The organism is Streptomyces sp. NPDC058470 (genome assembly GCF_042721055.1).
GTDB lineage: Bacteria > Actinomycetota > Actinomycetes > Streptomycetales > Streptomycetaceae > Streptomyces.
Map to the genome: position 1 here is coordinate 106,350 of NZ_JBHXMF010000021.1, position 21,367 is coordinate 127,716.

The following is a 21,367-nucleotide window of genomic DNA, read 5'->3' on the forward strand; positions in this document are numbered from 1 at the left end:
GCGACCTCTCCCAGAAAATCACCGTCGACGCCCGCGGCGAAATCCTCGAACTCAAAGACACCATCAACACGATGGTCGACCAACTCTCCGCCTTCGCCGACGAAGTCACCCGCGTCGCCCGCGAAGTCGGCACCGCGGGCAACCTGGGCGGACAGGCCACCGTACGAGGTGTCTCGGGCACCTGGAAGGACCTCACCGACAACGTCAACGTGATGGCGTCGAACCTGACCGGTCAGGTCCGCTCCATCGCCCAGGTGGCGACGGCCGTGGCCAAGGGAGACCTCTCCCAGAAGATCACGGTCGAGGCGAAGGGCGAGGTCGCGGCGCTCGCGGACGTCATCAACACGATGGTCGACACGCTGTCGGCCTTCGCCGACGAGGTCACCCGGGTGGCCCGCGAGGTCGGCACCGAGGGCCGGCTCGGCGGACAGGCCCACGTGCCCAACGTGGCGGGCACCTGGAAGGACCTCACCGACAACGTCAACTCGATGGCCAACAACCTCACCGGCCAGGTCCGCAACATCGCCCTGGTGACCACGGCGGTGGCCAAGGGAGACCTCTCCAAGAAGATCGACGTGGACGCACGCGGCGAGATCCTGGAGCTCAAGACGACCATCAACACGATGGTCGACCAGCTCTCCGCGTTCGCCGCCGAGGTCACCCGGGTGGCACGGGAGGTCGGCAGCGAGGGCCGGCTCGGCGGACAGGCCGAGGTGGAAGGCGTTTCCGGTACGTGGAAGCGCCTGACGGAGAACGTGAACGAACTGGCGGGCAACCTGACCCGCCAGGTGCGGGCGATCGCCGAGGTGGCCAGCGCCGTGGCCGAGGGTGACCTGACCCGCTCGATCACCGTCGAGGCGTCGGGCGAGGTCTCCGAGCTCAAGGACAACATCAACTCCATGGTCGAGTCCCTGCGCGAGACCACGCGGGCCAACCATGAGCAGGACTGGCTGAAGACCAATCTGGCCCGCGTCTCCGGGCTGATGCAGGGCTACCGCGACCTCGACGTCGTGGCCGACCTGATCATGGACGAGCTCACCCCGCTGGTCGCCGCGCAGTACGGCGCCTTCTACCTCGCGGAGGAGACGGCGCACGGGACGGAACTCCGGCTCGTCGGGTCCTACGGCTACCCGGACGACACGGAGCGGCCCGCCCGTATCCCGATGGGCCGCTCACTCGTCGGCCAGGCCGCCCGCAGCCTCCGCGCCATCACGGTGGACGAGCTGCCGCCGGGATACGTGACCATCTCCTCCGGACTCGGACAGACGGCACCGACGGCTCTGGTGGTGCTGCCCATCGTGGTCGAGGAGCAGGTGCTCGGCGTGATCGAACTGGCTTCGGTGACCCGCTTCACCTCGGTCCACCAGACCTTCCTGGAACAGCTGATGGAGACCATCGGTGTCAACGTCAGCACCATCGTGGCCAACGCCCGTACCGACGAGCTGCTGGGCGAGTCCCAGCGTCTGACGGCCGAACTGCAGGTCAGGTCCGAGGAGTTGCAGGTTCAGCAGGACGAACTGCAGCGCTCCAACGCCGAACTGGAGGACAAGGCCTCGCTCCTGGTCACCCAGAACCGGGACATCGAGGCCAAGAACCTGCAGATCGAACAGGCCCGGCAGGAACTCGAAGCACGAGCCCAGCAGCTCTCGCTGGCCTCGAAATACAAGTCCGAGTTCCTGGCGAACATGAGCCACGAGCTGCGGACCCCGCTCAACAGCCTGCTCATCCTGGCCCAGTTGCTGGCCCAGAACCCCTCCCGCAACCTCACGCCGAAGCAGGTCGAGTACGCGGGGATCATCCACTCCGCGGGCTCGGATCTGCTCCAACTGATCAACGACATCCTCGACCTGTCGAAGGTCGAGGCAGGCAAGATGGATCTCTCCCCCGAACAGGTCTCGCTGCGCCGCCTGTTGGAGTATGTCGAGGCCACCTTCCGGCCCATGACCTCGCAGAAGAGTCTGGACTTCACGATCACCACCGCGCCCGGCGCGCCCGACGACCTGCTCACCGACGACTCCCGGCTCCGTCAGGTCCTGCGCAACCTGCTGTCGAACGCGGTCAAGTTCACCGAGCAGGGACGCGTCGAGCTGCGTATCGAACCGGCGACCGGACACGAGATCCCGCAGGGGGTGCTGCACGCCGGCACCGTCATCGCCTTCCGGGTGAAGGACACCGGTATCGGTATCCCGGAACAGCAACTCGAGACGATCTTCGGCGCGTTCCAGCAGGCCGACGGCACCACGAGCCGCAAGTACGGCGGCACCGGTCTCGGTCTGTCCATCACCCGGGAGATCGCCCGTCTGCTAGGTGGCCAGGTCACCGTGGACAGCACACCCGGTCAGGGCAGTACCTTCACCCTCTTCCTTCCGGTGGCCCGTCCCGACTTCGAGGAGCTGCTGAGCGGCAGCCGGCAGCCGGACTCCGCGCCGCGCGCGGACGCCGCCGACGTGGTGAGGGCAGGAACTCCGGCACAGGGCCCGGCCGGACTGCCCCGGCAGAACCGGCGTCGGCTGCTGGTCGTCGAGGAACGGCCGCGCGGTCTGCTCACCCTCGTCGCCGAGAGCGCGGTCGGGGATCTCAACCGCAGTCGTGACGACAGCGGCACACGGAAGACGGTCGACGTCGTCACGGTGGTGGGCGCGCAGGAGGCGGCGAGCGCGCTGGCCGCCGGAGCCTGCCACTGCGTCGTCCTCGAACTCGGCATGGCGGACGGGGAGGCGGCCAGTTTCCTGGAGGCCGTCGAGGGCGACTCGGCCCTGGCGAACGTCCCCGTGCTCGTCCACAACGGGAGCCGCGTGGACCTGGCCCAGGAGCAGGACCTGCAGTCCCGGTCCGGCCCCCGGACGCTGGAGTTCCTTTCCAGCCTGGACGAGTTGCGCGAACGCATCGCCCTGCATCTCTCCGCCGAGGAACCGGGGGACGTGCTCCCGCTGGTCCGCGCCGAGAAGCCGCAGCCCCAGGACGCACGGATCGTCGGCGACGCCTTCCACGGCACCACGGTCCTCGTGGTCGACGACGACGCCCGCAACCTCTTCGCCCTCAGCGGGATCCTGGAACTGCACGGATTCCAGGTGCTGCACGCGGAGAACGGCAGGAAGGGGATCGAGACCCTGCTCAGCCGTCCCGAGATCGCGGTCGTCCTGATGGACGTGATGATGCCGGAGATGGACGGCTACGCCGCCACGGCTGAGATCCGCAAAATGCCCCGGTATGCCGACCTGCCGATCATCGCCGTCACCGCGAAGGCGATGCCCGGCGACCGGGAGAAGAGTCTCCTGTCGGGTGCGAGCGACTATGTGGCCAAGCCGGTCGACACCGACGACCTCATCGCCTGCGTCCGGCGCTGGCTGAGCGAGTGACACCGGAGGGCGCCCGCCGGTTCGCCCGGCCGGCCGGGCGCCTTCCCCGCACCCCTCTCCCCCGCCCATGCGGACGTCCCAGCCGAGGAGCAACCGCACCGTGAGCACTCCCGAACAGCCTCCGGGTACCTGGACGGCCGAACCGACGGACGGCCTGACCGACGTCGCGTCGACGTCCATGGTGGGCAGACTGGCCGCCACGGTGGACCGGTTGCGTCGCGAGGTGCAGGCCGCGCAGGCCGAAGCCGACGGCCGCGCCCTGATCGAGCTCGCCAAGGGCATCCTGATCGAGCGTCTGGGCTGCGGCCCCGCGCAGGCCGCCCGACAGCTCACCGAGCTGACCGAGCAGGGCGAGGTGGGCCTGCTCGAACTCGCCGTCGACGTCATCAACCAGGCGGCGCGCGACCGGCTCTCCGAGGTCACCAGTACCTTCCTGGCCGCCACGACCGGTTCCCACGACGCCCGGGACACCTCCCCGGCGGTCCGGCTGCGGGAGGCGGAGAGTGGTGCGCTGGCCGCCGACGACACCCAGTCGGTGGCCGACTCGCTGCTCCAGCACGCTCTGGCACCGCTCGGCGCGGTGGCCGTGGCCATCTGGGCGGTCGGCGTCGACGGTTGTCTCACCCTGGCGGGCAGCGCGGGGTTCTCCGCGGCGGAGGCGGAGCGCTGGCGCTACGTACCGCCCGGCGTGGCGACGGTGGCGCGCCGGGCCCTGTCCGGTCGTACGACACAGTGGACCGCGTCACTCACCGAGGCCGGGCAACCGACCATCGGGCGCACCCACTACCCGTACGGCGGGAGGGTGGCGGCCCCGGCCGGTGTCGGCGGCCGTATCCACGGCGTCCTCGAAATCGCCTGGCCGTCGCCCCTGGAACCGCAGTCGCCCCAGGTCGCCCGCCAGGTCGAGGCGCTGGCCGAGTTGTGCGCCCACACGCTGGAGAGCCGCCCTCTCCTGAGCGACCGCACGCAGGCCAACGGCCCGCATGTCACGCCCGGTGTCGCGGAACTGATCGATCTCATCGACGGACTGCACGATCCCGCGCTGATCCTCGAACCCCACCTCGACGACGGCGGACGGCTCGCGGACTTCCGGATCCGCCATGTGAACAGCCGATTCGTCGACCCCGCCGGACGACCCCGCGGCGTCGTCAATGGAGCCCTGCTGCTGGAGGCCTATCCGTTGGCCGCCGGGGAGAGCGAGCTCTTCCAGCACGTCGAGCGGGTCTACGCCACGGGTGAGCCGTTCCGGGACCACCGGATGGATCTCACGGCGCTGGTCGAGCAGGTACCGCTGTCGAGCGTGGCCGACATCAGCCTCAGCCGGCACGGCGACAGCGTGCTGCTCCTGTGGCGTATCGAGGAAGAGACCGCACGGCTCGCCAGCCTGCTTCAGCACGCCCAACGGCTCGGCAGGATCGGCGGCTTCGAGGAGAACCTGCTCACCGGCGAGATCACCTGGAACGGCACGCTCTACAGCCTGTACGGGCGCTCCGCCTCCGACACGCCCGTGCCGCTCGAGGACCTGCCCGCACACGCACACCCCGACGACGCCGTGGCGATCGGCCGTTTTCTGCGCACCCTCCTCCACCACCGGCGGCCCGCCACGGCGGCGTTCCGGCTCCAGCGCCCGGACGGGGTGACCCGGCATCTGCGGGTGGTGGCCGAGCCGGTGCTGGACGCCGAGAACCAGCTGTTCATCGTACGAGGGGCCTGCCAGGACATCTCCGCCCAGCACTGGACGGAGGTCGCGCTCGCGGCGACGCGCGACCAACTCGCCCACAGCGAGCAGCAGGCACACGAACGCAACCGGCTGACCCTGCAACTGCAGCACGCGATCATGCCACCGGCCCAGGCTCCGTTGCAGGCGCCGGGGCTCCAGGTGGCCGTCCGCTACCGGCCGGCGGAGACCGAGCAACTGGTGGGCGGCGACTGGTACGACGCCGTTGTCCTGCCCTCGCGGCTGGTGCTCCTGTGTGTCGGCGACGTGGCCGGTCACGGGATCGAGGCGGCGACCAGCATGGTGGTCCTGCGGAACGCGCTGCGCGGACTCGCCGTGACGGGTGCGGGTCCGGGCCAGCTGCTGTCGTGGCTCAACATCGTGGCGCACCATCTGACGGGCTCCATCACCGCCACGGCGGTCTGCGGCCTCTACGACCCGGCCCGGCGCACCCTGCGGTGGGCCAGGGCCGGTCACCTGCCGCCCGTCCTGGTCCGTGACACGGAAGCGAACCCGCTGCCCCTCCTCAAGGGGATCCTGCTCGGTGCCGTACCCGAGGCCACGTACGAGGAGGGCGAGGTCCAACTGGCGATCGAGGACACCCTGTTGATGTACACGGACGGGCTGGTCGAGCGGCGTGACCGGTCGGTCGAGGAGTCGATGGCCCAGCTGCTGACCAGTGCCCGCACGGTCCGCCCCACGCTGGACCACCAGTTGGACCGGCTCCTCACGTACAGCAGGTCGGACACCGACGACGACACCTGCATCGTCGGGATCCGGGTGTCGTAGCACCGTGCGCCGAGGGTGCGGTCAGTCGGGCTTCTCGCCGGTCCGGCAGATCTGACGCGCTATCTCGCGGAGTTTGATGTTGCGGTCCTGGGAGGCCTTCTTGAGGGCCTTGAAGGCCGTGTCCTCGCTCAGCCCGTGGCGCTCCATGAGGATGCCCATGGCCTCACCGATCTCGTGGCGCGTCTCCAGCGCGTGGCTGAGCTGCTGGTGCGTGCGGGCGGCGGAGAACGCCACGGCCGCGTGGGAGGCGAGCACCCAGCCCGCGCGCTGTGCCATGTCGTCGAAGGCGTGCGGCAGGCGCGAGTAGAGGTTGAGCGCGCCGAGCGCGTCGTCCTCGGTGAACAGCAGATAGCCCAAGGAGCTCCCCATGCCGAGCTTCCTCAGCTCGGGGGCGAAGCGCGACCAGCGCTCATGCGGTTCACGCAGATCCTCGATGGAGTAGACCTGTCGGCGGTCTACGACGGCGTCGAAGCACGGCCCTTCCCGCAGGTCCTGCTGGATCCGGTCCGCGGTGCGCACCAGGTCACTCGTCGCGGACAGAGCGTGGACCTCGCCGTGACGGAGGGTGAGGATCCCGGCCTCGTCGACTTCCGTGATCAGCACCGAGGCGTGCGCCACGATCCGGTCCAGGGTGGCCTGGACCGAGTCCTGTGCCAGCAGATCCCGCGCCATCTCCGCCAGGCCGATGGCGAACCGCTCCCAGACGTCGTCGGCTTCCTGCGCCATGTCCCACCTCCTTAACTCGACGGCAGGTGACTGCCGTTCGCCCGGCGCGGGCATATGACCGGCCGCACTTCGAATCCGCTTTCCCTGGTGGGTCAGGGTTCAAGCAGGCGGATTTCAGCAGGACATCCGGGGCAGGCGCCGGGAGGACATCCGGGGCACGGGCCGCAGGACAGTCGGCTCACGCGTCGGCAGGACATTCGGGTCATCGGCGCATTTCTGTTTCACCTGTGCCATCACGGGTGACCCGAACACCGAAGGAACCCGCACCGATCCACACGACTGCGAGCGCAGGAGGCCCTCATGGACAACTGGCGCGAATCCGCGGCATGCCGCACCGTCGACCCCGACCTGTTCTTCCCCGTCGGCACGACAGGCCCCGCGATTTTGCAGATCAACGAGGCGAAGGCCGTCTGCCAGGGCTGCCCGGTACGCGACCAGTGCCTGGAGTGGGCCCTCGAAACGGGCCAGAGTATCGGGGTCTGGGGTGGTACAAGTGAGGCTGAGCGGCGTTCATTGTGGCGGCGGGCGGCCCGGCGGTCCCGGGGCACCACGGCGTAGGCAGCCCCGGGCAAGGGGACCATGTCCACGTCAGGGAAGCGTGGAGGAGCCCACACGGGAAGGCGACATGGCGAGCGATCCGAGTGGGGAAAGAAAGCCGTCGCGGCAGGGGACCGAGGCCCTCTCCAAGGCCTTTGCCGGCCAGTTGCGCAACGTGACCGATGCGCGCCTGACAGCGGAAGCCTATCTGGCCTCCCTCGCCCGGGCGTCGCCGCCGAGCGCGGTCGAGCACTGGGACGACATCCTGCTGGTGGTCACCGAGCTCGTCGCGAACTCGGTCCAGTACGCCCCTGGTCCCTTCGAACTCCACATGCGCCGCACCTTCGACGGCGTCCATGTGACCGTGCGGGACAGCAGCACCACTCCGCCCGCACCCCGCCCGTTCCATCCGCGGCAGGGCGGTGGCGGAATCGGCTGGCACCTGATTCACACCCTGTGCGACCAGGTCAGCGTGGAACTGCGGCCCGACGGCAAGGACGTGCACACCTTCCTGCCCTGGTGATCTGCCGCCCCTGCCCTGGTGCTCTCCCGGCGCGTGCCGGGTCCGGGCGTGGTGGCGCCGGACCGGGGCGTGGCGGGGCCGGCTGGCCGGACGGCCTCAGTGACCGGATCCGTAGTGGCCGCCCAGCTGGTCGCGGTAGGCGGGGTCGCCCAGGTGTTTGTCCTCGTCGAACTCGGGTGACGCCTTGATCTCGGCCTTGCTGAGGGACACATATACCTTCTTGGCCTCATGGTCGATGGCCACGATCGTGCCGGCGGGCAGCATGACCTTCCTGCCGAAGATCCACACCCCGGTGTCGACCACGATGTACTGGTCGACGACGGCGCCGGAGTGTTTGTCGACGGTTCCGATGTGGCCGTCCGCGGCCTCGACCGCGTAGCCGGTCAGGTCGTCGTCGGGCGTGTGACCGCTGGTGGGCGTGTAGTTCCACAGGGACTCTTGCACGGGTACTCCTGGTGCCGGGGGTTGGTGCGCCGGCGGTGGCGGGGGTTGGTGCGCCGGCGTATCGGACGCTGCTGTAGCGGTCGCTGGTGTGTCAGTCGTTGGTGTATCAGTCGCTGGTGTACCGGTAGCGCACCCACATGGGCAGGACGAACCAGCAGAACAGGTACCAGGCGACCACCCCGGCGACGAGCCACGGCACGTACACGTCGTGCGTGGCCACCCGGAGAATCAGCAACAGTGACGCGGTCATGGTCGCGAGGAGCAGCACGAGCCCTACGAAGGTCAGCCGCGAAGCCCACCTCACCGCCTGCGGTTTGACGCGCCGCCCGGAGACGATCCGGTGAAGGGCCACAGGACCTATCAGCGCACCCGTGGCAGCGGCCCCGAGGACCACCGTGACGATGTAGATGGCCTTGTCCAGCTGCGCCAACTGCCCGTATCGCGGGGTGAACACGACGGTGAGCAGGAAGCCGAACAGGATCTGCACACCCGTCTGAGCCACCCGGATCTCCTGGATGAGCTCGCTCCATTTGCGGTCGGCTCCCTCCTCCTGGGTCTCGTCACGCCCAGCGTTCCCGGTGGCTGCTTCGTCTCCCGAGACGGTCAACTTTCCTCCCGCTTGGAGTCGTTCGATTCGGTTGCCGGTGCGCTCCAGTCCGGTGTCAGTCGCTCATCGCGGGTATCACCGCGGTCTCGACCACGAGTTGCCGACGGGCCGCCGCCAGAGCCAGCCGCACATCACGGGTGCCGGTCGAGACACAGAGCGTGTACGCGAGGTCCTGAGCCCGTTGGCCCGGCCTTCCCGTACGGTCCGCGGCTTCCTGGGCCGCGAGTGCCTCGTACTCGGCCACCAGCTCGCGCAGCGTCTCCGGGTGGGGCATCAGCATGTCCGTACTCCTAGGTCAGGTGAGAGCAGGCAGGAACAACAAGCGAAAGCAGCTGACTGGTCAGGTGGTTCGGGTCGGGCCCGCGGGGTGCTGGCGGCGCGCCTCGTCGTCGAGCACTTCGGCGCGTACGCGGGCACAGCTGTTGGTGATGAGCCGGGAGACGTGCATCTGGGAGATGCCCAGCCGGTCGGCGATGCGGTTCTGGGTCATGCCCTCGAAGAACCGCATGTACAAAATGGCGCGCTCGCGCTCGGGCAGGCGGCTCAGGCCCCGCTTCGCGGCCTCGCGGTCCACCACCGTGTCGAAGGAGGAGTCGGCCGCGCCGAGTGTGTCGGCAAGGCTGTAGCCGTCCTCCCTGGAGGACAGTTCGGCGTCCAGGGAGAGGGTGCTGAAGCTCTCCATCGCCTCCATCCCGTCACCGACCTCGTCCTCCGAGAGACCGGTGTGGGCAGCGATCTCGGCGGCCGAGGGCTCGGAAGCGCCGGGGAACTGGCTGAGCTCGCGACGTGCGACCCGCACCTTGTTCCTGAGTTCCTGCACGCGCCGCGGAACCCGCAACGCCCACATGCGATCGCGGAAGTGGCGCTTGATCTCGCCGGTGATGGTCGGTACCGCGTAACTCTCGAAGGCCCCGCGCGCCGGGTCGAAGCGGTCGACGGCCTTCACCAGGCCCAGTGCCGCGACCTGTCGAAGGTCCTCGATCGACTCGCCCCGGTCACGGAAGCGGCCCGCGATGCGATACGCCATCGGCAGCCACGACTCGACCAGTTCATCGCGGATGAGGTCGCGCTCGGGCCCCTCGTCCAGCTCCACCAGCCGGGTGAAAGCCGATGCGCAGTCCGGTGCGTCGTCGTACGGTCGTTTGGTGGCGGACCCGCTCGGGGCGGGGCCGGGGGAAAAGCGCGCGGATACGTCAGTGAGCATGCGAAATCGCCCTCCACGGTGCTGTTGGGGTCTGACCGCGAGACGCGGTGCCGTCGGGCCGCCGAAGGGCGGCCGCGCGGCATACCACTCCCGCCGGCGCGCCTCCGGTCCGAAGCACGAAATCCAGTTGCCCGGCATTCCTCCGGTCAAACAGACGTGTTCACTTCTTCCGCGAGCCACGTCCGGAAGACGCCCTTGTCCGAAAAGAACACGTGATGGGCAGGCCAGGCTCACTTCTCACGGGTTCGGACGCGAGGCATATGCGCTGCAAGCCGGGGCATACGGGCCTGTCACGCATACGCCCGGCGGAAAGACGGAAACGAGGCCGATCTTCTCCGGAAAGCCTCAGGACGACGAGAGGGGCACCACAGCCGTGATGCGCTTTCCTCCGGTGCGCAGATCCGAGACGACGACATCGCGCGCGAGACGGCAGACGATCGGCCAGCCATGGCCTCCCACCCGCAGGTCACCCGACTCGTCGACACCGCGTACGACCAGCGGCAGTTGCTCGCTTCGATCACTCACCGACAGGAGTACTTCGCAGCCGGCCAGCGTGACCTGAAAGTCCGTGAGGCCACCCCCGTGCCTGATCGCGTTGGTCGTCAGTTCGGAGGCCACGAGCAAGGCGTCACTCACGGCATCCTCGTCATCAGCGGTATCGCTGTCACGGAATCGCCCCTCAAGTGCGCGCCTGACCGCCTGGCGCACCTCGGCCGGACTGCGCGGCCCTGAGCGCGGCTGCTCCGGGACAGCCACCGTGTCGGTGGAGAGCGTCCGGTTCATCCGGTGTTCCGCGCACATGCTTTGCTCCCAAGTCTCGTCGCGTGACCTTTTCTCGTGACCTTTTCTCATTGCCTTTTGCCGGGGCCATCTCGCAGGAGACGGAATTCCGGTCGTCCTTCAACTGATCCGTCTTGTCCTCGGCAGAGGGTCCACCTCTACGGCTGACCGCGGAATGGCGCTCCAAACCCCGTCGGCCGCGAAGGCCTGGGGTGGGCGTCCGGGTGCTGGTTCAGCTGATTCGCCTTGAGTGGTGCCATTGGTACAGTCGGAAGTGATCACCGGAGGCGGCAGGAGGGCGACGGACCATGGCCGTGGACGAGCTGGACACCCGTATTCTGCGACTGTTGCTGGAGCAGCCACGCACCAGCGTGCGCGAGTACGCCCGTACCCTCGGCATCGCCCGCGGCACCCTCCAGGCCCGCCTCGACCGGCTGGAGCGGGACGGAGTGATCACCGGTACGAGCCCGACCCTGTCCCCCGCGGCACTGGGCCACCCCGTGCTCGCCTTCGTGCACATCGAGGTCACGCAGGGCCATCTCGACGACGTCGGCGACGCGTTGGCCGCCGTACCGGAGATCATCGAGGCGTTCTCGATCACCGGCGGCGGCGATCTGCTGACCCGGGTCGTGGCGCGCGACAACGCGCACCTGGAGGATGTCATCCAGGCACTGATCAGCGTGCCGGGCGTCGTGCGCACCCGTACGGAGGTGGTACTGCGCGAGCGCGTCCCGCAGCGGTTGCTGCCGCTGGTGGAGTCGATCGGCCGCGCCGCGAAGAACTGACCGGCCGCCCCCACGCTCACCGCACCAGCGGCCCCGACGGCCCGGCACCGAGCTGATCATTGGCATCCTGGAATCCATGGGCACCCTCGGCAGCACCTCAGTGATCTTCGATCTCGACGGAACGCTCGTGGACAGCGAGCCGAACTACTTCGAGGCGGGCCGGCGGACGCTCGCCGAGCTCGGCGTCACCGACTTCACCTGGTCCGACCACGAGAGTTACGTCGGCATCAGCGCCCAGGAGACACTTGCCCTGCTGAAGAATCGCTACGGCCTGGCGGTGCCGCTCGACACCCTGTTCGCCGAGACGAACCGCCGCTATCTGGAGCTGGCCCGCGCCTCCACGCGTGTGTACCCGGAGATGCGGAAGTTCGTGGAACTGCTCGCCGGGGACGGCGTCCCGATGGCCGTGGCCTCGGGCTCCTCGCCGGAGGCCATCGAGGCGATCCTGACCGGCACGGGCCTGGTCTCCTCTCTGCCGACCGTCGTCTCGTCCGACGAGGTCGCGCACGGCAAGCCCGCACCCGACGTCTTCCTGGAGGCGGCGCGCCGCCTGGGGGCGTCCGCGCCCGACTGCGTGGTCCTGGAGGACGCCGCTCCGGGCGCCGCAGCCGCGCACGCGGCCGGGATGCGCTGCATCGCCATCCCTTACGTCGCCGCCCAGGCCGACGACCCGCGGTTCGCCACGGCGGATCTGCTGCTGCGCGGCGGCCAGGCCGACTTCACGGCACGGGCAGCGTACGACTGGCTCGTGAACTCGGCTCCGGCCACCTGAGCTCCCCGCGCAGACCTTCACCGGTTCACGCGGCCGCCTCGGTGCGGGCCGGCCCGTCGGCGTCCCTCCCGTCCATGTCGCGGTGGATCGGTGTCCCCGATCCGGTCAGCGGAACACCGGTCCCTCCCCGGCGGGCCGCGACGATCTCCGCCGCGATGGACAGGGCGGTCTCCTCGGGCGTACGGGCGCCGAGGTCGAGCCCGATCGGGGACCGCAGGCGGGCCAACTCGGCGTCGGTGAGCCCGACTTCGCGCAGCCGGCGATCACGGTCCTGATGGGTGCGGCGCGAGCCCATCGCACCGACGAACGCGACCGGCAGCCGCAGGGCCGTCTCCAGCAGCGGAATGTCGAACTTGGCGTCATGCGTGAGCACACACAGCACCGTGCGCCCGTCGGTCCCCGTGCTCCGGAGGTAGCGGTGCGGCCAGTCGACCACGATCTCGTCGGCCTCGGGGAAGCGGAGGCGTGTGGCGAAGACCGGACGGGCGTCGCACACGGTCACGTGATAGCCGAGGAACCTGCCCGCCCGCACCAGCGCCGCCGCGAAGTCCACGGCACCGAACACGATCATGCGGGGCGGCGGCACCCTCGTCTCGACGAACAGGGTCACGCCGCCCGGGCAGCGGGATCCGTCCTCCGAGATCTCGACCGTGCCCGTCCGACCGGCGTCCAGCATCGCGCGGGCCTCCGCCAGCGCGGTCCGGTCCGGAGCCGAGAGGCCGTCGTGGCCGTGATCTGTGCGAGGGCCATGGAGACCGCCGTCGTACGAACCCTCCGGGCCACCCGCGCGCAACTCGTGCGAGTCCCTACCGTCCGATCCCCCGAGTCCCCCGTCATGCGACCCGTCGGAGTGGACCAACAACGCCCCGCCGAGCAGCTCGGCCGGGCCGCGGACCACCCGGGCCACGGCGACCGCCTCCCGGCGGGCGGCGGCCGACAGGGCCGCCGCGATCACCTTTCCGACGGGCGCGTCCGCTCGTACCGGCGTGACCAGGACATCGATGACCCCGCCGCAGGTGAGGCCCACCGCAAAGGCGTCCTCGTCGCTGTAGCCGAACCGTTCGAGCACCGGGTGGCCGTCCTGGAGGGCCTGGACGCACAGCTCGTACACCGCCCCTTCGACGCAGCCGCCGGAGACCGAGCCGATGACCGTGCCGTGGCCGTCGACGGCGAGAGCGGCGCCGGGACCGCGTGGCGCGCTGCCGCCGACCGACACCACGGTGGCGACGGCGAAGTCCCGGCCCTCCTCGGTCCACCGGTTCAACTCGTCGGCGAGGTCAAGCATGTCCGCCCGCAGTCGCCATCAGCACGCGGTCGGGCCGGATCGGCAGATTGCGGTGGCGTACGCCGGTCGCGTGCCAGACCGCGTTGGCGATCGCCGCGGCGCCGCCCACCACCCCGATCTCGCCGATGCCCTTGATTCCGACGGGGTCGTCGGGGTCCGGGTCGTCCACCCAGTCCGCCTCGATGGGCGGAATGTCGGCGTGTGCGGCGAAGTGGTAGCCCGCGAGGTCGGCGCCGACATGGCCGCCGGATGCCTGGTCCCTGACCGCCTCCTCGTGCAGCGCCATGGACAGTCCCCAGACCATCCCGCCGATGAACTGGCCGCGTGCGGTCAGCGGGTTGACGATCCGGCCCGCGGCGAAGATGCCGAGCATCCGGCGTACGCGTACTTCACCGCTGGTGACATCCACCGCGACCTCGGCGAACTGCGCACCGAACGCGTTCCGTTCCTTCTTGGACAGTGCGCGGACGGCTTCGGAGGTGTTGGAGCGTGCGGTGATCCCCTGGGGTGGAATGCCGCCGCCCAGGGCCAGTTGCTCACGCAGCTCGCCCGCGGCGGCGTTGATCGCCCAGGCCCAGGAGCGGGTGCCCATCGAGCCGCCGGCGATCATCGCCTGACCGAAATCACTGTCGGCGATGCGTACCCGCACCCGCCCCGGTTCCACCTCCAGCGCGTCCGCGGCGATCTGCGTCAGCGCGGTGCGCGCCCCCGTCCCGATGTCCGCCGCGGTGATCCTGACGGTGAAGGTACCGTCCGCCTCCGCCGTCACGGCCGCCGTCGACGGTGCGGAGAGCGTCGGGAACGCGGACGCCGCCATACCGGTACCGAGCAGCCAGCGCCCTTCACGACGGATGCCGGGGCGCGGGTCGCGGTCCGCCCAGCCGAACCTGCGGGCGCCCTCCTGGTAGCAGGCGAGGACGTTCCGGCTGGCGAACGGCAGCCCGGAGACGGGCCCGACGTCGGGCTCGTTGCGTACGCGCAGTGCGATCGGGTCGATGCCGCACTTCTCGGCGAGTTCGTCGAGCGCGGACTCCACCGCGAACGAGCCCGGTGCCTCGCCCGGCGCGCGCATCCAGCTCGGAGTCGGCACATCGAGCCGTACGACACGGTTCACGGTGTGATGCGCGTCGGCGTCGTACATCGCATGCCCGAAGTTGGCGCTGCTCTCGACGAATTCATGGACGGTCGAGGTCAGGCTGTGCGCCTGGTGGTCGAACGCGCGCAGTCGCCCGTCGGCGTCGGCGCCGAGCCTGACGCGCTGCGCGGTGGGGCTGCGATAGCCGACCAGCGAGAACATCTGACGACGGGTCAGTACGACTCTGACCGGGCGGTGCAGGACGGTCGCCGCCATCACGGCGAGGATCGAGTGCGGACGGGTCGCCTTGGCTCCGAAGCCGCCGCCCACGTGTTCGGACCGCACCCGCACCGAGTCGCGGTCGAGCGAGAACAGCTTCGCGAGCTCGTCCGCCACGAACGCGCTGCCCTGGTTGGAGTCGACGACTTCGAGCCGGCCGTTGTCCCAGCGCGCCATCGCCGCGTGCGGCTCCAAGGGGCTGTGGTGCTCCTCCGGCGTGGTGTACTCCGCGTCCACGACGACTTCGGACGCGGCGAGTTCGGACTCCAGGTCCCCTTTCGCCGTCTCCGAGTCCTCCGGCGTGTATGTCCCCGGTCGCCCGGCGGAGAACGCGACGTCGTGCGGCTCCTCGTCGTACCGGACCAGCAGCGCCTCGGCGGCCTCCCTCGCCTGCTCGGAGGTTTCGGCGACGACCAGAGCCACCGGCCAGCCGACGAAGGGGACCCGGTCGTGCTGGAAGAGCTGCAGCACGGGGTCGGGCCGCCCGAACCCGTTCGTGTAGTTCGCGTCGAGGCGCGGGGCGTTCCTGTGGTGCAGGACGGCGAGGACTCCGGGCATCCCGAGGACGGGCGCGTCCTCCACCGAACGGATACGGCCGCGGGCCACGGTGGACAACACCAGCCAGCCGTGGGCGAGTTCGGCGTAGGGGATCTCTCCGGCGTAGCGGGCCGCTCCGGTGACCTTGGCCGTGCCCTCCACACGCGTGCGGGCGGTACCGACGGCCCGGGTCGCGGCGGCGGTTCCGGTCGTCGTGGTCGGCGTCGGCGTCGTCATCGGGAAGCCTCCTCGGCGAGTTCGGTCAGCACGGCCACGACGAGGTTGCGGATCAGCGTCACCTTGTATCCGTTGTGGGGCAGCGCTTCGGCGGCCGCCAGTTCGGCGTCGGCCGCGGCGGCGAACGCCTCGGCGCTCACTGGTCCCCCGGTCAGCACCCGTTCGGCCTCCGAGGCCCGCCACGGCCTGGACGCCACCGCTCCGAAGGCCAGCCGCACTTCACGTACGACATCGCCCTGAACGTCGAGGGCGGCGGCGACCGAGCCGACGGCGAAGGCGTACGAGGCGCGCTCGCGCACCTTGCGGTAGCGGGAGTTGGCGGCGACCCGCGCCGGCGGCAGGGTGACGCCGGTGATCAGTGCGCCGGGCGGCAGCGCCGTCTCCAGATGGGGGGTGTCACCCACCGGGAGGTAGAGCTCCGCGAGCGGCAACTCGCCCGGCCCGTCGGCCGTTTCGTACGACACGACGGCGTCGAAGGCAGCGAGTGCGACCGCCATGTCCGAGGGGTGGGTGGCCACGCAGTGTTCGGAGGCGCCGAGGATGGCGTGGTTGTGGTGCTCGCCCTCGACGGCGGGGCAACCGCTGCCGGGAGCACGCCTGTTGCACGGTTTCGCCAGGTCGGTGAAGTAGCCGCAGCGGGTGCGCTGGAGCAGGTTCCCGCCGACCGTGGCCATGTTGCGCAGCTGACCGGAGGCGCCGGCCAGGACGGCCTGCGTCAACGCCGGGTAGTGGCGGCGCACTTCGGGGTGGGCGGCAAGGTCGCTGTTGGTGACCGTCGCGCCGATGCGCAGTCCGTCGTCCGGTGTGAACTCGATCCGGTCGAGGGGCAGTTCGCGTACGTCGACGAGCCGGGCGGGCCTTTCCACACCGGCCTTCATCAGGTCGACGAGGTTGGTGCCGCCGCCGAGGAAGCGCGCCTCTGGGTCGGCGTCGAGCAGGGCGACCGCGCCGGGGACGTCGAACGCACGCTGGTACTCGAACTCCCTCATACCGCCGCTCCTTCGGTCCGGTTCTCGATCTCGGCCGCCTGGGCCCGCTCGACCGCCCGCACGATCGACACATACGCGCCGCAGCGGCACAGGTTTCCGCTCATCCGCTCGCGTATCTCCTCGTCGGTGAGCGGCGGGACCCCCGCTTCGGGCCGGACGTCGGCGGTGACGGCGCTCGGCCAGCCCGCCGCGTGCTCCTCGATCACCGCGATGGCGGAACAGATCTGCCCCGGTGTGCAGTACCCGCACTGGTAGCCGTCGAGGTCGAGGAAGGCCTGCTGGACGGGGTGCAGCCGGTCACCGTCCGCCACACCTTCGATGGTGGTGATCGCCCGCCCCTCGGCGGCGACCGCGAGCTGGAGGCAGGAGAGGGCCCGGCGCCCGTCGAGCAGCACCGTGCAGGCGCCGCACTGGCCCTGATCGCAGCCCTTCTTGGTGCCGGTCAGATCCAGGCGCTCGCGCAGCGCGTCGAGCAGGGTGGTGCGGTGGTCGACGGGCAGCGTGTGTTTCTCCCCGTTGATGTTCAGGGTGATGGCGCTCGACGTCGAGGGGGCCATGATCGGCCTTCTTTCGCATAGCACTACAGGTGAAGGAGTCGGTGGCGATGGACATCAGTCGGCCGCACTGGCCTGATCTGCCGCTACAGTGGGCTCTAAGCGGACAACTGTCCGGTAGCCCCGAACCTAACGGACAGTTGTCCGCTTAGCAAGACCCGGCCGAGGGGAGGACGCGTGCGACCCGACGAGGACACGAGCGACATGGGCGCTCCCCTGCGCTCGGACGCGCAACGCAATCGCGAGCGCATCCTCGCGGTGGCGCTCACGGAGCTGACGTGCTCGGCCGACGCCCCGCTGAGCGTGATCGCGAAGAAGGCCGGCGTGGGACAGGGGACGTTCTACCGGAACTTCCCGAACCGCGAGGCACTCGTCCTTGAGGTGTACCGCTACGAGGTGCAGCAGGTCGCCGACACCGCGGCCCAGCTGCTGGAGACCCGAGCTCCCGACCAGGCCCTGCGGGAGTGGATGGACCGCCTCGCCCAGTACGCCATGGCCAAGGCCGGCCTGGCCGACGCGCTGCGCAAGACCGCAGGACCGCCGCACGGCACCCTGGCCAAGGTGGGATACGGCCCGGTGACCTCGGCCATCACCCTGTTGCTGAAGGCGAACGAGGAGGCGGGCACCACCCGTCCGGGAGTGACCCCCGACGACTTCATGCTCGCCATCGCCGGACTCTGGCAGATCGACCCGCACGGGGAGTGGCAGCCGCGCGCCCGACGGCTGCTGGACCTGGTCATGGACGGCTTGCGCGCGGGTGCACCCGGGTCTCGCCACGGCGGCGCGTGAGCCTCGTCCATCGGGCGGGCCGGCCGGCCGAACATGGATGGATGGACGGCCGGCTGAATGTCTGGCTGGCTGGCTGGCTGGTCAGCGACGGACCAGCCTGGCGTGCGTGACGGCCGCCGAGCTGACCAGTTCCGCGACCCGGTAGCCGTCGACTCCGTCCCCCAGGTTGTCGAACAGACGCTCGCCCCTCCCGAGGAGAGTCGGGAAGATGGCCAGGTGCAGCTCGTCGATCAGACCGGCGCGCAGATACTGCTGAACGGTGGCCGCCCCTCCGCCGATCCGCACGTCCTGGCCCGCCGCCGCCTCGAACGCCCGCTCCGCCACCTTCTCGACGGGCTCGTCGGTGAAGTGGAACGTGGTCCCGCCCTCCATCACCAGCGCGGGCCGAAGGTGATGCGTGTGCACGAACACGTCGTTGTGGTAAGGCGGGTTGTCGCCCCACCAGCCGCGCCAGGTCTCGTCCGGCCACGGTCCTCGCTGGGGCCCGAACATGTTGCGCCCCATGATGGTGGCCCCGATGTTCTCCTCACTGCGGGCGACGTGGTCGACGTCGATCCCCGTCCTGCCCTCGGCCCGGTCACGCAACGCGGCGAACATCCATGCGTGCATGTCCTCCCCGAAGCCCTCACCGAGCGGATACTCCAGTCGCTGGTTGGTGCCTGCGGCAAAGCCGTCCAGCGAGATCGTGATGTTGTGTACGCGCAGCTTCGGCATCGTCGTACTCCTCGGTTCGCCGTTTCCGTCTCTCACCCCTACGTCGAACAAGAGACACCCGGATCGACGGTCCTCGACGACGACTTGCGGATCAGGAGCAGAAGTTGCGCCGATACGGCCGGGGGGTCACACGCCGCGCTCCGAGGTCCTACGCGCCGCTCGCGTCCAGCATCTCCTCGCGTTCGACGAGCTTCACGCGCTCGCGGCCCTGCGGTTCGCCGAGTGCCTTCTCCGCGGCGTCGAGGCGGTACCAGCCCTCCCAGGTGGTGTAGCGGACGTTCCGCTCGGCCAGGAACGCGTCCACGGCCTCCGGGGCGGGTGCGGTGGGGGTGTGCAGGCGGCCGTTGCCGTGGTCGTCGAGCAGGCTGGCCACCGTCTCGTTGGCGTCGCCCTTGGTGTGGCCGATCAGACCGACGGGGCCGCGCCGGATCCAGCCGGTGACGTACGTCGACTGGAGGTGCTCGCCGGTCTCCTCGATGACCCGGCCGCCCTGGTCGGGAACCGTGCCGGAGTCGACGTCCCAGGGCAGCTTGGGCAGCTTGTCGGAGAGGTAGCCGACGGCACGGTAGACGGCACCGAGGTCCCAGTCCTTGAACTCGCCGGTGCCCTTGACGTTGCCGGTGCCGTCCAGCACGGTGCGCTCGGTGCGCAGGCCGACGACCCTGCCGTCCTCGCCGAGGATCTCGGTGGGCGACTCGAAGAAGTGCAGGAAGAGCTTGTGCTGCCGGTCGCCGACGTCGCGGATGGCCCAGTTCTCCAGGGTCTTGGCGACCATGTCGGTCTGCTTCTCGCCGCGCCGGGCCGCGATCGAGCCCTCGTCGTAGTCGATGTCCTCGGGGTCGACGATGACCTCGATGTTCGGGGAGTGGTCCAGCTCCCGCAGCTCCATCGGGCTGAACTTCGCCTGCGCCGGGCCGCGACGGCCGAAGACGTGGACCTCCAGCGCCCTGTTGGCCTTGAGGCCGTCGTGGACGTTGGGCGGAATCTCGGTCGGCAGCAGCTCGTCCGCCGTCTTGGCCAGGATGCGCGCCACGTCGAGGGCGACGTTGCCGACACCGAGGACGGCGACCTTCTCGGCGTCGAGCGGCCAGGTCCGCGGCACGTCCGGGTGTCCGTCGTACCAGGAGACGAAGTCCGCCGCACCGTACGAGCCGTCGAGATCGATGCCGGGTATGGCGAGCGCCCGGTCGGCCGTCGCGCCCGTGGAGAAGATCACCGCGTCGTAGAAGGCGCGCAGGTCGTCGAGGTTGATGTCGCCCGGGTAGTCGACGTTGCCGAAGAGACGGACCTGGGGCTTGTCGAGCACCTGGTTCAGGGCCTTGACGATGCCCTTGATCCGGGGGTGGTCGGGGGCGACGCCGTAGCGGATCAGTCCGAACGGAGCCGGCATCCGCTCGAAGAGGTCGATGGAGACACCGGGCTCGGTCGCCGCCACTGCGGATTTCAGCAGCGCGTCGGCAGCGTAGATCCCGGCCGGGCCGGCTCCGACAATGGCTACCCGCAGAGGGCGAGGCATGTTCAGGTTCCCTTCGAGCGACAACAGGTGTACTCCTCGGGAAGCCTAAACTAAGGCTAGCCTAAGTCAGTAGTCGGGTTCGATCTATGACCTCATAAGTCCGGCTTATGAGTCGACGGGCCCTGAAAATCGCCCGGCCGACCCCTCAGAACCCGGGTGACCTGGCCGCCGCCGACGTGGTCGGGGCGATCGCGGCCCGATCTCTCCGGCAATCCGGAATGACCTACGGGGCCGCGGCAGTTGCACTCAACAGACGAGTGCGGCGGACGGGCGGTGCGCCTGTCCGCCTCGGGTGCCATACGAGGGAGCGGGCATGACAGTCCAAGAGGTCGACCTGGGCAGCTTCGTACAGGAGTGGGAGCAGTGGCACAGCGCGAAGGAGGGGGTGCTCGCCGGTCCGCACGGGTTCCTGGCGATCACGAGCCTGCGCTGGCTGAGCGCGGAGCCGACTCGGTTCGAGGACGCCCCGGGAGCCTGGTCGAGCACCGCCGACGGGGTGGTGGTCGAGCTGGACGAGGGTGAGGAACTGACCGTCGACGGCACGGCGGTGCACGGCCGGTACGACTTCGGGGTCATCGCCGAACGGGCCAGTGTCCAGGCCGGGTGGGGTGACGCGGTGATCGAGGTCGCCAAGCGCGGAGGCCACGACATCGTGCGGCCCCGCCACCCCGACAGCGTGCTGCGCACCGCCTTCACCCAAACCCCGGCCTACGCCCCCGACCCTCGCTGGGTCCGCACCGGGCGGTTCCTGCCCTTCGCCGAACCGCGCCCGGTGACCGTCGGCGCCGCCGTCGAGGGCCTGGAACACGTCTACGACTCCCCCGGCCAGGTCGAGTTCGACCTGGACGGCATGCCGCACCGGCTCACCGCCTTCAACGGCAAGGCCCCGGGCAGCCTGATGGTGCTGTTCACGGACAAGACCTCCGGCGTGACCACGTACGCCGCGAACCGCTCCCTCCAGGTAGGTCCCCCGGACGGCGAGGGCAGGGTGACCGTCGACTTCAACCGCGCCGGCAACCTCCCCTGCGCCTACACCGACCTGGCGACCTGCCCGCTCCCGCCGACGGAGAACCGGCTGCCGGTCGCCGTCGAAGCGGGCGAGAAGATCCCGCTGGAGCGCGGCGGACAGCTCTGACCCTGCTTCAGGCC

20 protein-coding genes are annotated in these 21,367 nt (G+C 69.8%); 8 read left to right on the forward strand and 12 right to left on the reverse strand.

Going from position 1 to position 21,367, the window contains the following annotated elements; genetic code table 11:
• Positions 1–3,359, forward strand: a 3,359-nt coding sequence (locus ACFWP7_RS17825; RefSeq protein WP_384382458.1) for a HAMP domain-containing protein, incomplete at its 5' end; no start/stop codon positions are given.
• Positions 3,360–3,459: 100 nt separating this feature from the next.
• Positions 3,460–5,865, forward strand: coding sequence for a SpoIIE family protein phosphatase (locus ACFWP7_RS17830; RefSeq protein WP_384382459.1), 2,406 nt, complete (start codon positions 3,460–3,462; stop codon positions 5,863–5,865).
• 21 nt (positions 5,866–5,886) lie between these two features.
• Here ACFWP7_RS17830 and ACFWP7_RS17835 read toward each other — a convergent pair whose 3' ends face one another.
• The gene (locus ACFWP7_RS17835) at positions 5,887–6,591 is read right to left on the reverse strand and encodes a GAF and ANTAR domain-containing protein (RefSeq protein ID WP_384382460.1); all 705 of its coding nucleotides are present in this window, start codon (positions 6,589–6,591) and stop codon (positions 5,887–5,889) included.
• A gap of 300 nt (positions 6,592–6,891) precedes the next feature.
• Between ACFWP7_RS17835 and ACFWP7_RS17840 the strand changes: the two genes are divergently transcribed.
• The gene (locus ACFWP7_RS17840; protein ID WP_384382461.1) at positions 6,892–7,149 is read left to right on the forward strand and encodes a WhiB family transcriptional regulator; all 258 of its coding nucleotides are present in this window, start codon (positions 6,892–6,894) and stop codon (positions 7,147–7,149) included.
• A 67-nt stretch (positions 7,150–7,216) separates the two neighbouring features.
• Positions 7,217–7,651 (forward strand): ATP-binding protein, encoded by a 435-nt coding sequence (locus ACFWP7_RS17845; RefSeq protein ID WP_384382462.1) that lies wholly within the window; start codon positions 7,217–7,219, stop codon positions 7,649–7,651.
• 96 nt (positions 7,652–7,747) lie between these two features.
• On the opposite strand, the gene ACFWP7_RS17850 is transcribed toward ACFWP7_RS17845, so the two are convergent.
• The 5 genes from ACFWP7_RS17850 to ACFWP7_RS17870 form a co-directional block, all read right to left on the reverse strand.
• Complete coding sequence (locus ACFWP7_RS17850; RefSeq protein WP_384382463.1) at positions 7,748–8,095, reverse strand: PRC-barrel domain containing protein; 348 nt, start codon at positions 8,093–8,095, stop codon at positions 7,748–7,750.
• Between the two features lie 106 nt (positions 8,096–8,201).
• Positions 8,202–8,702: a DUF6328 family protein gene (locus ACFWP7_RS17855; RefSeq protein WP_384382464.1), complete on the reverse strand. Its 501-nt coding sequence runs from the start codon at positions 8,700–8,702 to the stop codon at positions 8,202–8,204.
• Positions 8,703–8,757: 55 nt separating this feature from the next.
• Complete coding sequence (locus tag ACFWP7_RS17860) at positions 8,758–8,982, reverse strand: DUF5133 domain-containing protein (protein WP_384382465.1); 225 nt, start codon at positions 8,980–8,982, stop codon at positions 8,758–8,760.
• A 60-nt stretch (positions 8,983–9,042) separates the two neighbouring features.
• A complete protein-coding gene (locus ACFWP7_RS17865) occupies positions 9,043–9,906 on the reverse strand; it encodes a SigB/SigF/SigG family RNA polymerase sigma factor (RefSeq protein ID WP_384382466.1) in 864 nt (287 codons plus the stop codon).
• A gap of 345 nt (positions 9,907–10,251) precedes the next feature.
• Positions 10,252–10,707: an ATP-binding protein gene (locus ACFWP7_RS17870; RefSeq protein ID WP_384382467.1), complete on the reverse strand. Its 456-nt coding sequence runs from the start codon at positions 10,705–10,707 to the stop codon at positions 10,252–10,254.
• Between the two features lie 287 nt (positions 10,708–10,994).
• On the opposite strand from ACFWP7_RS17870, the gene ACFWP7_RS17875 reads away from it, so the two are divergent.
• Both ACFWP7_RS17875 and ACFWP7_RS17880 read left to right on the forward strand, forming a co-directional pair.
• A complete protein-coding gene (locus ACFWP7_RS17875) occupies positions 10,995–11,471 on the forward strand; it encodes an Lrp/AsnC family transcriptional regulator (RefSeq protein ID WP_384382468.1) in 477 nt (158 codons plus the stop codon).
• A 76-nt stretch (positions 11,472–11,547) separates the two neighbouring features.
• Positions 11,548–12,243, forward strand: coding sequence for an HAD family hydrolase (locus tag ACFWP7_RS17880; RefSeq protein ID WP_384382469.1), 696 nt, complete (start codon positions 11,548–11,550; stop codon positions 12,241–12,243).
• A gap of 25 nt (positions 12,244–12,268) precedes the next feature.
• Here ACFWP7_RS17880 and ACFWP7_RS17885 read toward each other — a convergent pair whose 3' ends face one another.
• The 4 genes from ACFWP7_RS17885 to ACFWP7_RS17900 are packed head-to-tail and all read right to left on the reverse strand — an operon-like array spanning position 12,269 to position 17,202.
• Positions 12,269–13,528: an XdhC family protein gene (locus tag ACFWP7_RS17885; protein ID WP_384382470.1), complete on the reverse strand. Its 1,260-nt coding sequence runs from the start codon at positions 13,526–13,528 to the stop codon at positions 12,269–12,271.
• On the reverse strand, positions 13,521–15,656 hold the full coding sequence (locus ACFWP7_RS17890) for a xanthine dehydrogenase family protein molybdopterin-binding subunit (RefSeq protein ID WP_384382471.1): 2,136 nt from the start codon (positions 15,654–15,656) through the stop codon (positions 13,521–13,523). The genes ACFWP7_RS17885 and ACFWP7_RS17890 overlap by 8 nt, the downstream gene beginning before the upstream one ends.
• On the reverse strand, positions 15,653–16,645 hold the full coding sequence (locus tag ACFWP7_RS17895) for an FAD binding domain-containing protein (RefSeq protein ID WP_384382472.1): 993 nt from the start codon (positions 16,643–16,645) through the stop codon (positions 15,653–15,655). Before ACFWP7_RS17895 ends, ACFWP7_RS17890 begins: the two co-directional genes overlap by 4 nt.
• A complete protein-coding gene (locus tag ACFWP7_RS17900) occupies positions 16,642–17,202 on the reverse strand; it encodes a (2Fe-2S)-binding protein (protein WP_384382473.1) in 561 nt (186 codons plus the stop codon). The genes ACFWP7_RS17895 and ACFWP7_RS17900 overlap by 4 nt, the downstream gene beginning before the upstream one ends.
• Before the next feature lie 201 nt (positions 17,203–17,403).
• Between ACFWP7_RS17900 and ACFWP7_RS17905 the strand changes: the two genes are divergently transcribed.
• Complete coding sequence (locus tag ACFWP7_RS17905; protein WP_384382485.1) at positions 17,404–17,988, forward strand: TetR/AcrR family transcriptional regulator; 585 nt, start codon at positions 17,404–17,406, stop codon at positions 17,986–17,988.
• Between the two features lie 81 nt (positions 17,989–18,069).
• Here the strand turns inward: ACFWP7_RS17905 and ACFWP7_RS17910 are convergent, their stop codons facing one another.
• A complete protein-coding gene (locus tag ACFWP7_RS17910) occupies positions 18,070–18,702 on the reverse strand; it encodes a dihydrofolate reductase family protein (protein WP_384382474.1) in 633 nt (210 codons plus the stop codon).
• Between the two features lie 148 nt (positions 18,703–18,850).
• A complete protein-coding gene (locus tag ACFWP7_RS17915; RefSeq protein ID WP_384382475.1) occupies positions 18,851–20,218 on the reverse strand; it encodes an FAD-dependent oxidoreductase in 1,368 nt (455 codons plus the stop codon).
• A gap of 313 nt (positions 20,219–20,531) precedes the next feature.
• Between ACFWP7_RS17915 and ACFWP7_RS17920 the strand changes: the two genes are divergently transcribed.
• On the forward strand, positions 20,532–21,353 hold the full coding sequence (locus ACFWP7_RS17920) for a DUF1684 domain-containing protein (protein ID WP_384382476.1): 822 nt from the start codon (positions 20,532–20,534) through the stop codon (positions 21,351–21,353).
• Positions 21,354–21,367 lie beyond the last annotated feature (14 nt).

Bases quoted from the DNA above. Each gene is read 5' to 3' on its own strand.
- ACFWP7_RS17865 (WP_384382466.1), bottom strand. From the start codon at position 9,906: ATGCTCACTGACGTATCCGCGCGCTTTTCCCCCGGCCCCGCCCCGAGC.
- ACFWP7_RS17880 (WP_384382469.1), top strand. From the start codon at position 11,548: ATGGGCACCCTCGGCAGCACCTCAGTGATCTTCGATCTCGACGGAACG.
- ACFWP7_RS17870 (WP_384382467.1), bottom strand. From the start codon at position 10,707: ATGTGCGCGGAACACCGGATGAACCGGACGCTCTCCACCGACACGGTG.
- ACFWP7_RS17890 (WP_384382471.1), bottom strand. From the start codon at position 15,656: ATGACGACGCCGACGCCGACCACGACGACCGGAACCGCCGCCGCGACC.
- ACFWP7_RS17845 (WP_384382462.1), top strand. From the start codon at position 7,217: ATGGCGAGCGATCCGAGTGGGGAAAGAAAGCCGTCGCGGCAGGGGACC.
- ACFWP7_RS17840 (WP_384382461.1), top strand. From the start codon at position 6,892: ATGGACAACTGGCGCGAATCCGCGGCATGCCGCACCGTCGACCCCGAC.
- ACFWP7_RS17900 (WP_384382473.1), bottom strand. From the start codon at position 17,202: ATGGCCCCCTCGACGTCGAGCGCCATCACCCTGAACATCAACGGGGAG.
- ACFWP7_RS17895 (WP_384382472.1), bottom strand. From the start codon at position 16,645: ATGAGGGAGTTCGAGTACCAGCGTGCGTTCGACGTCCCCGGCGCGGTC.
- ACFWP7_RS17905 (WP_384382485.1), top strand. From the start codon at position 17,404: ATGGGCGCTCCCCTGCGCTCGGACGCGCAACGCAATCGCGAGCGCATC.
- ACFWP7_RS17860 (WP_384382465.1), bottom strand. From the start codon at position 8,982: ATGCTGATGCCCCACCCGGAGACGCTGCGCGAGCTGGTGGCCGAGTAC.
- ACFWP7_RS17920 (WP_384382476.1), top strand. From the start codon at position 20,532: ATGACAGTCCAAGAGGTCGACCTGGGCAGCTTCGTACAGGAGTGGGAG.
- ACFWP7_RS17910 (WP_384382474.1), bottom strand. From the start codon at position 18,702: ATGCCGAAGCTGCGCGTACACAACATCACGATCTCGCTGGACGGCTTT.
- ACFWP7_RS17875 (WP_384382468.1), top strand. From the start codon at position 10,995: ATGGCCGTGGACGAGCTGGACACCCGTATTCTGCGACTGTTGCTGGAG.
- ACFWP7_RS17885 (WP_384382470.1), bottom strand. From the start codon at position 13,528: ATGCTTGACCTCGCCGACGAGTTGAACCGGTGGACCGAGGAGGGCCGG.
- ACFWP7_RS17835 (WP_384382460.1), bottom strand. From the start codon at position 6,591: ATGGCGCAGGAAGCCGACGACGTCTGGGAGCGGTTCGCCATCGGCCTG.
- ACFWP7_RS17915 (WP_384382475.1), bottom strand. From the start codon at position 20,218: ATGCCTCGCCCTCTGCGGGTAGCCATTGTCGGAGCCGGCCCGGCCGGG.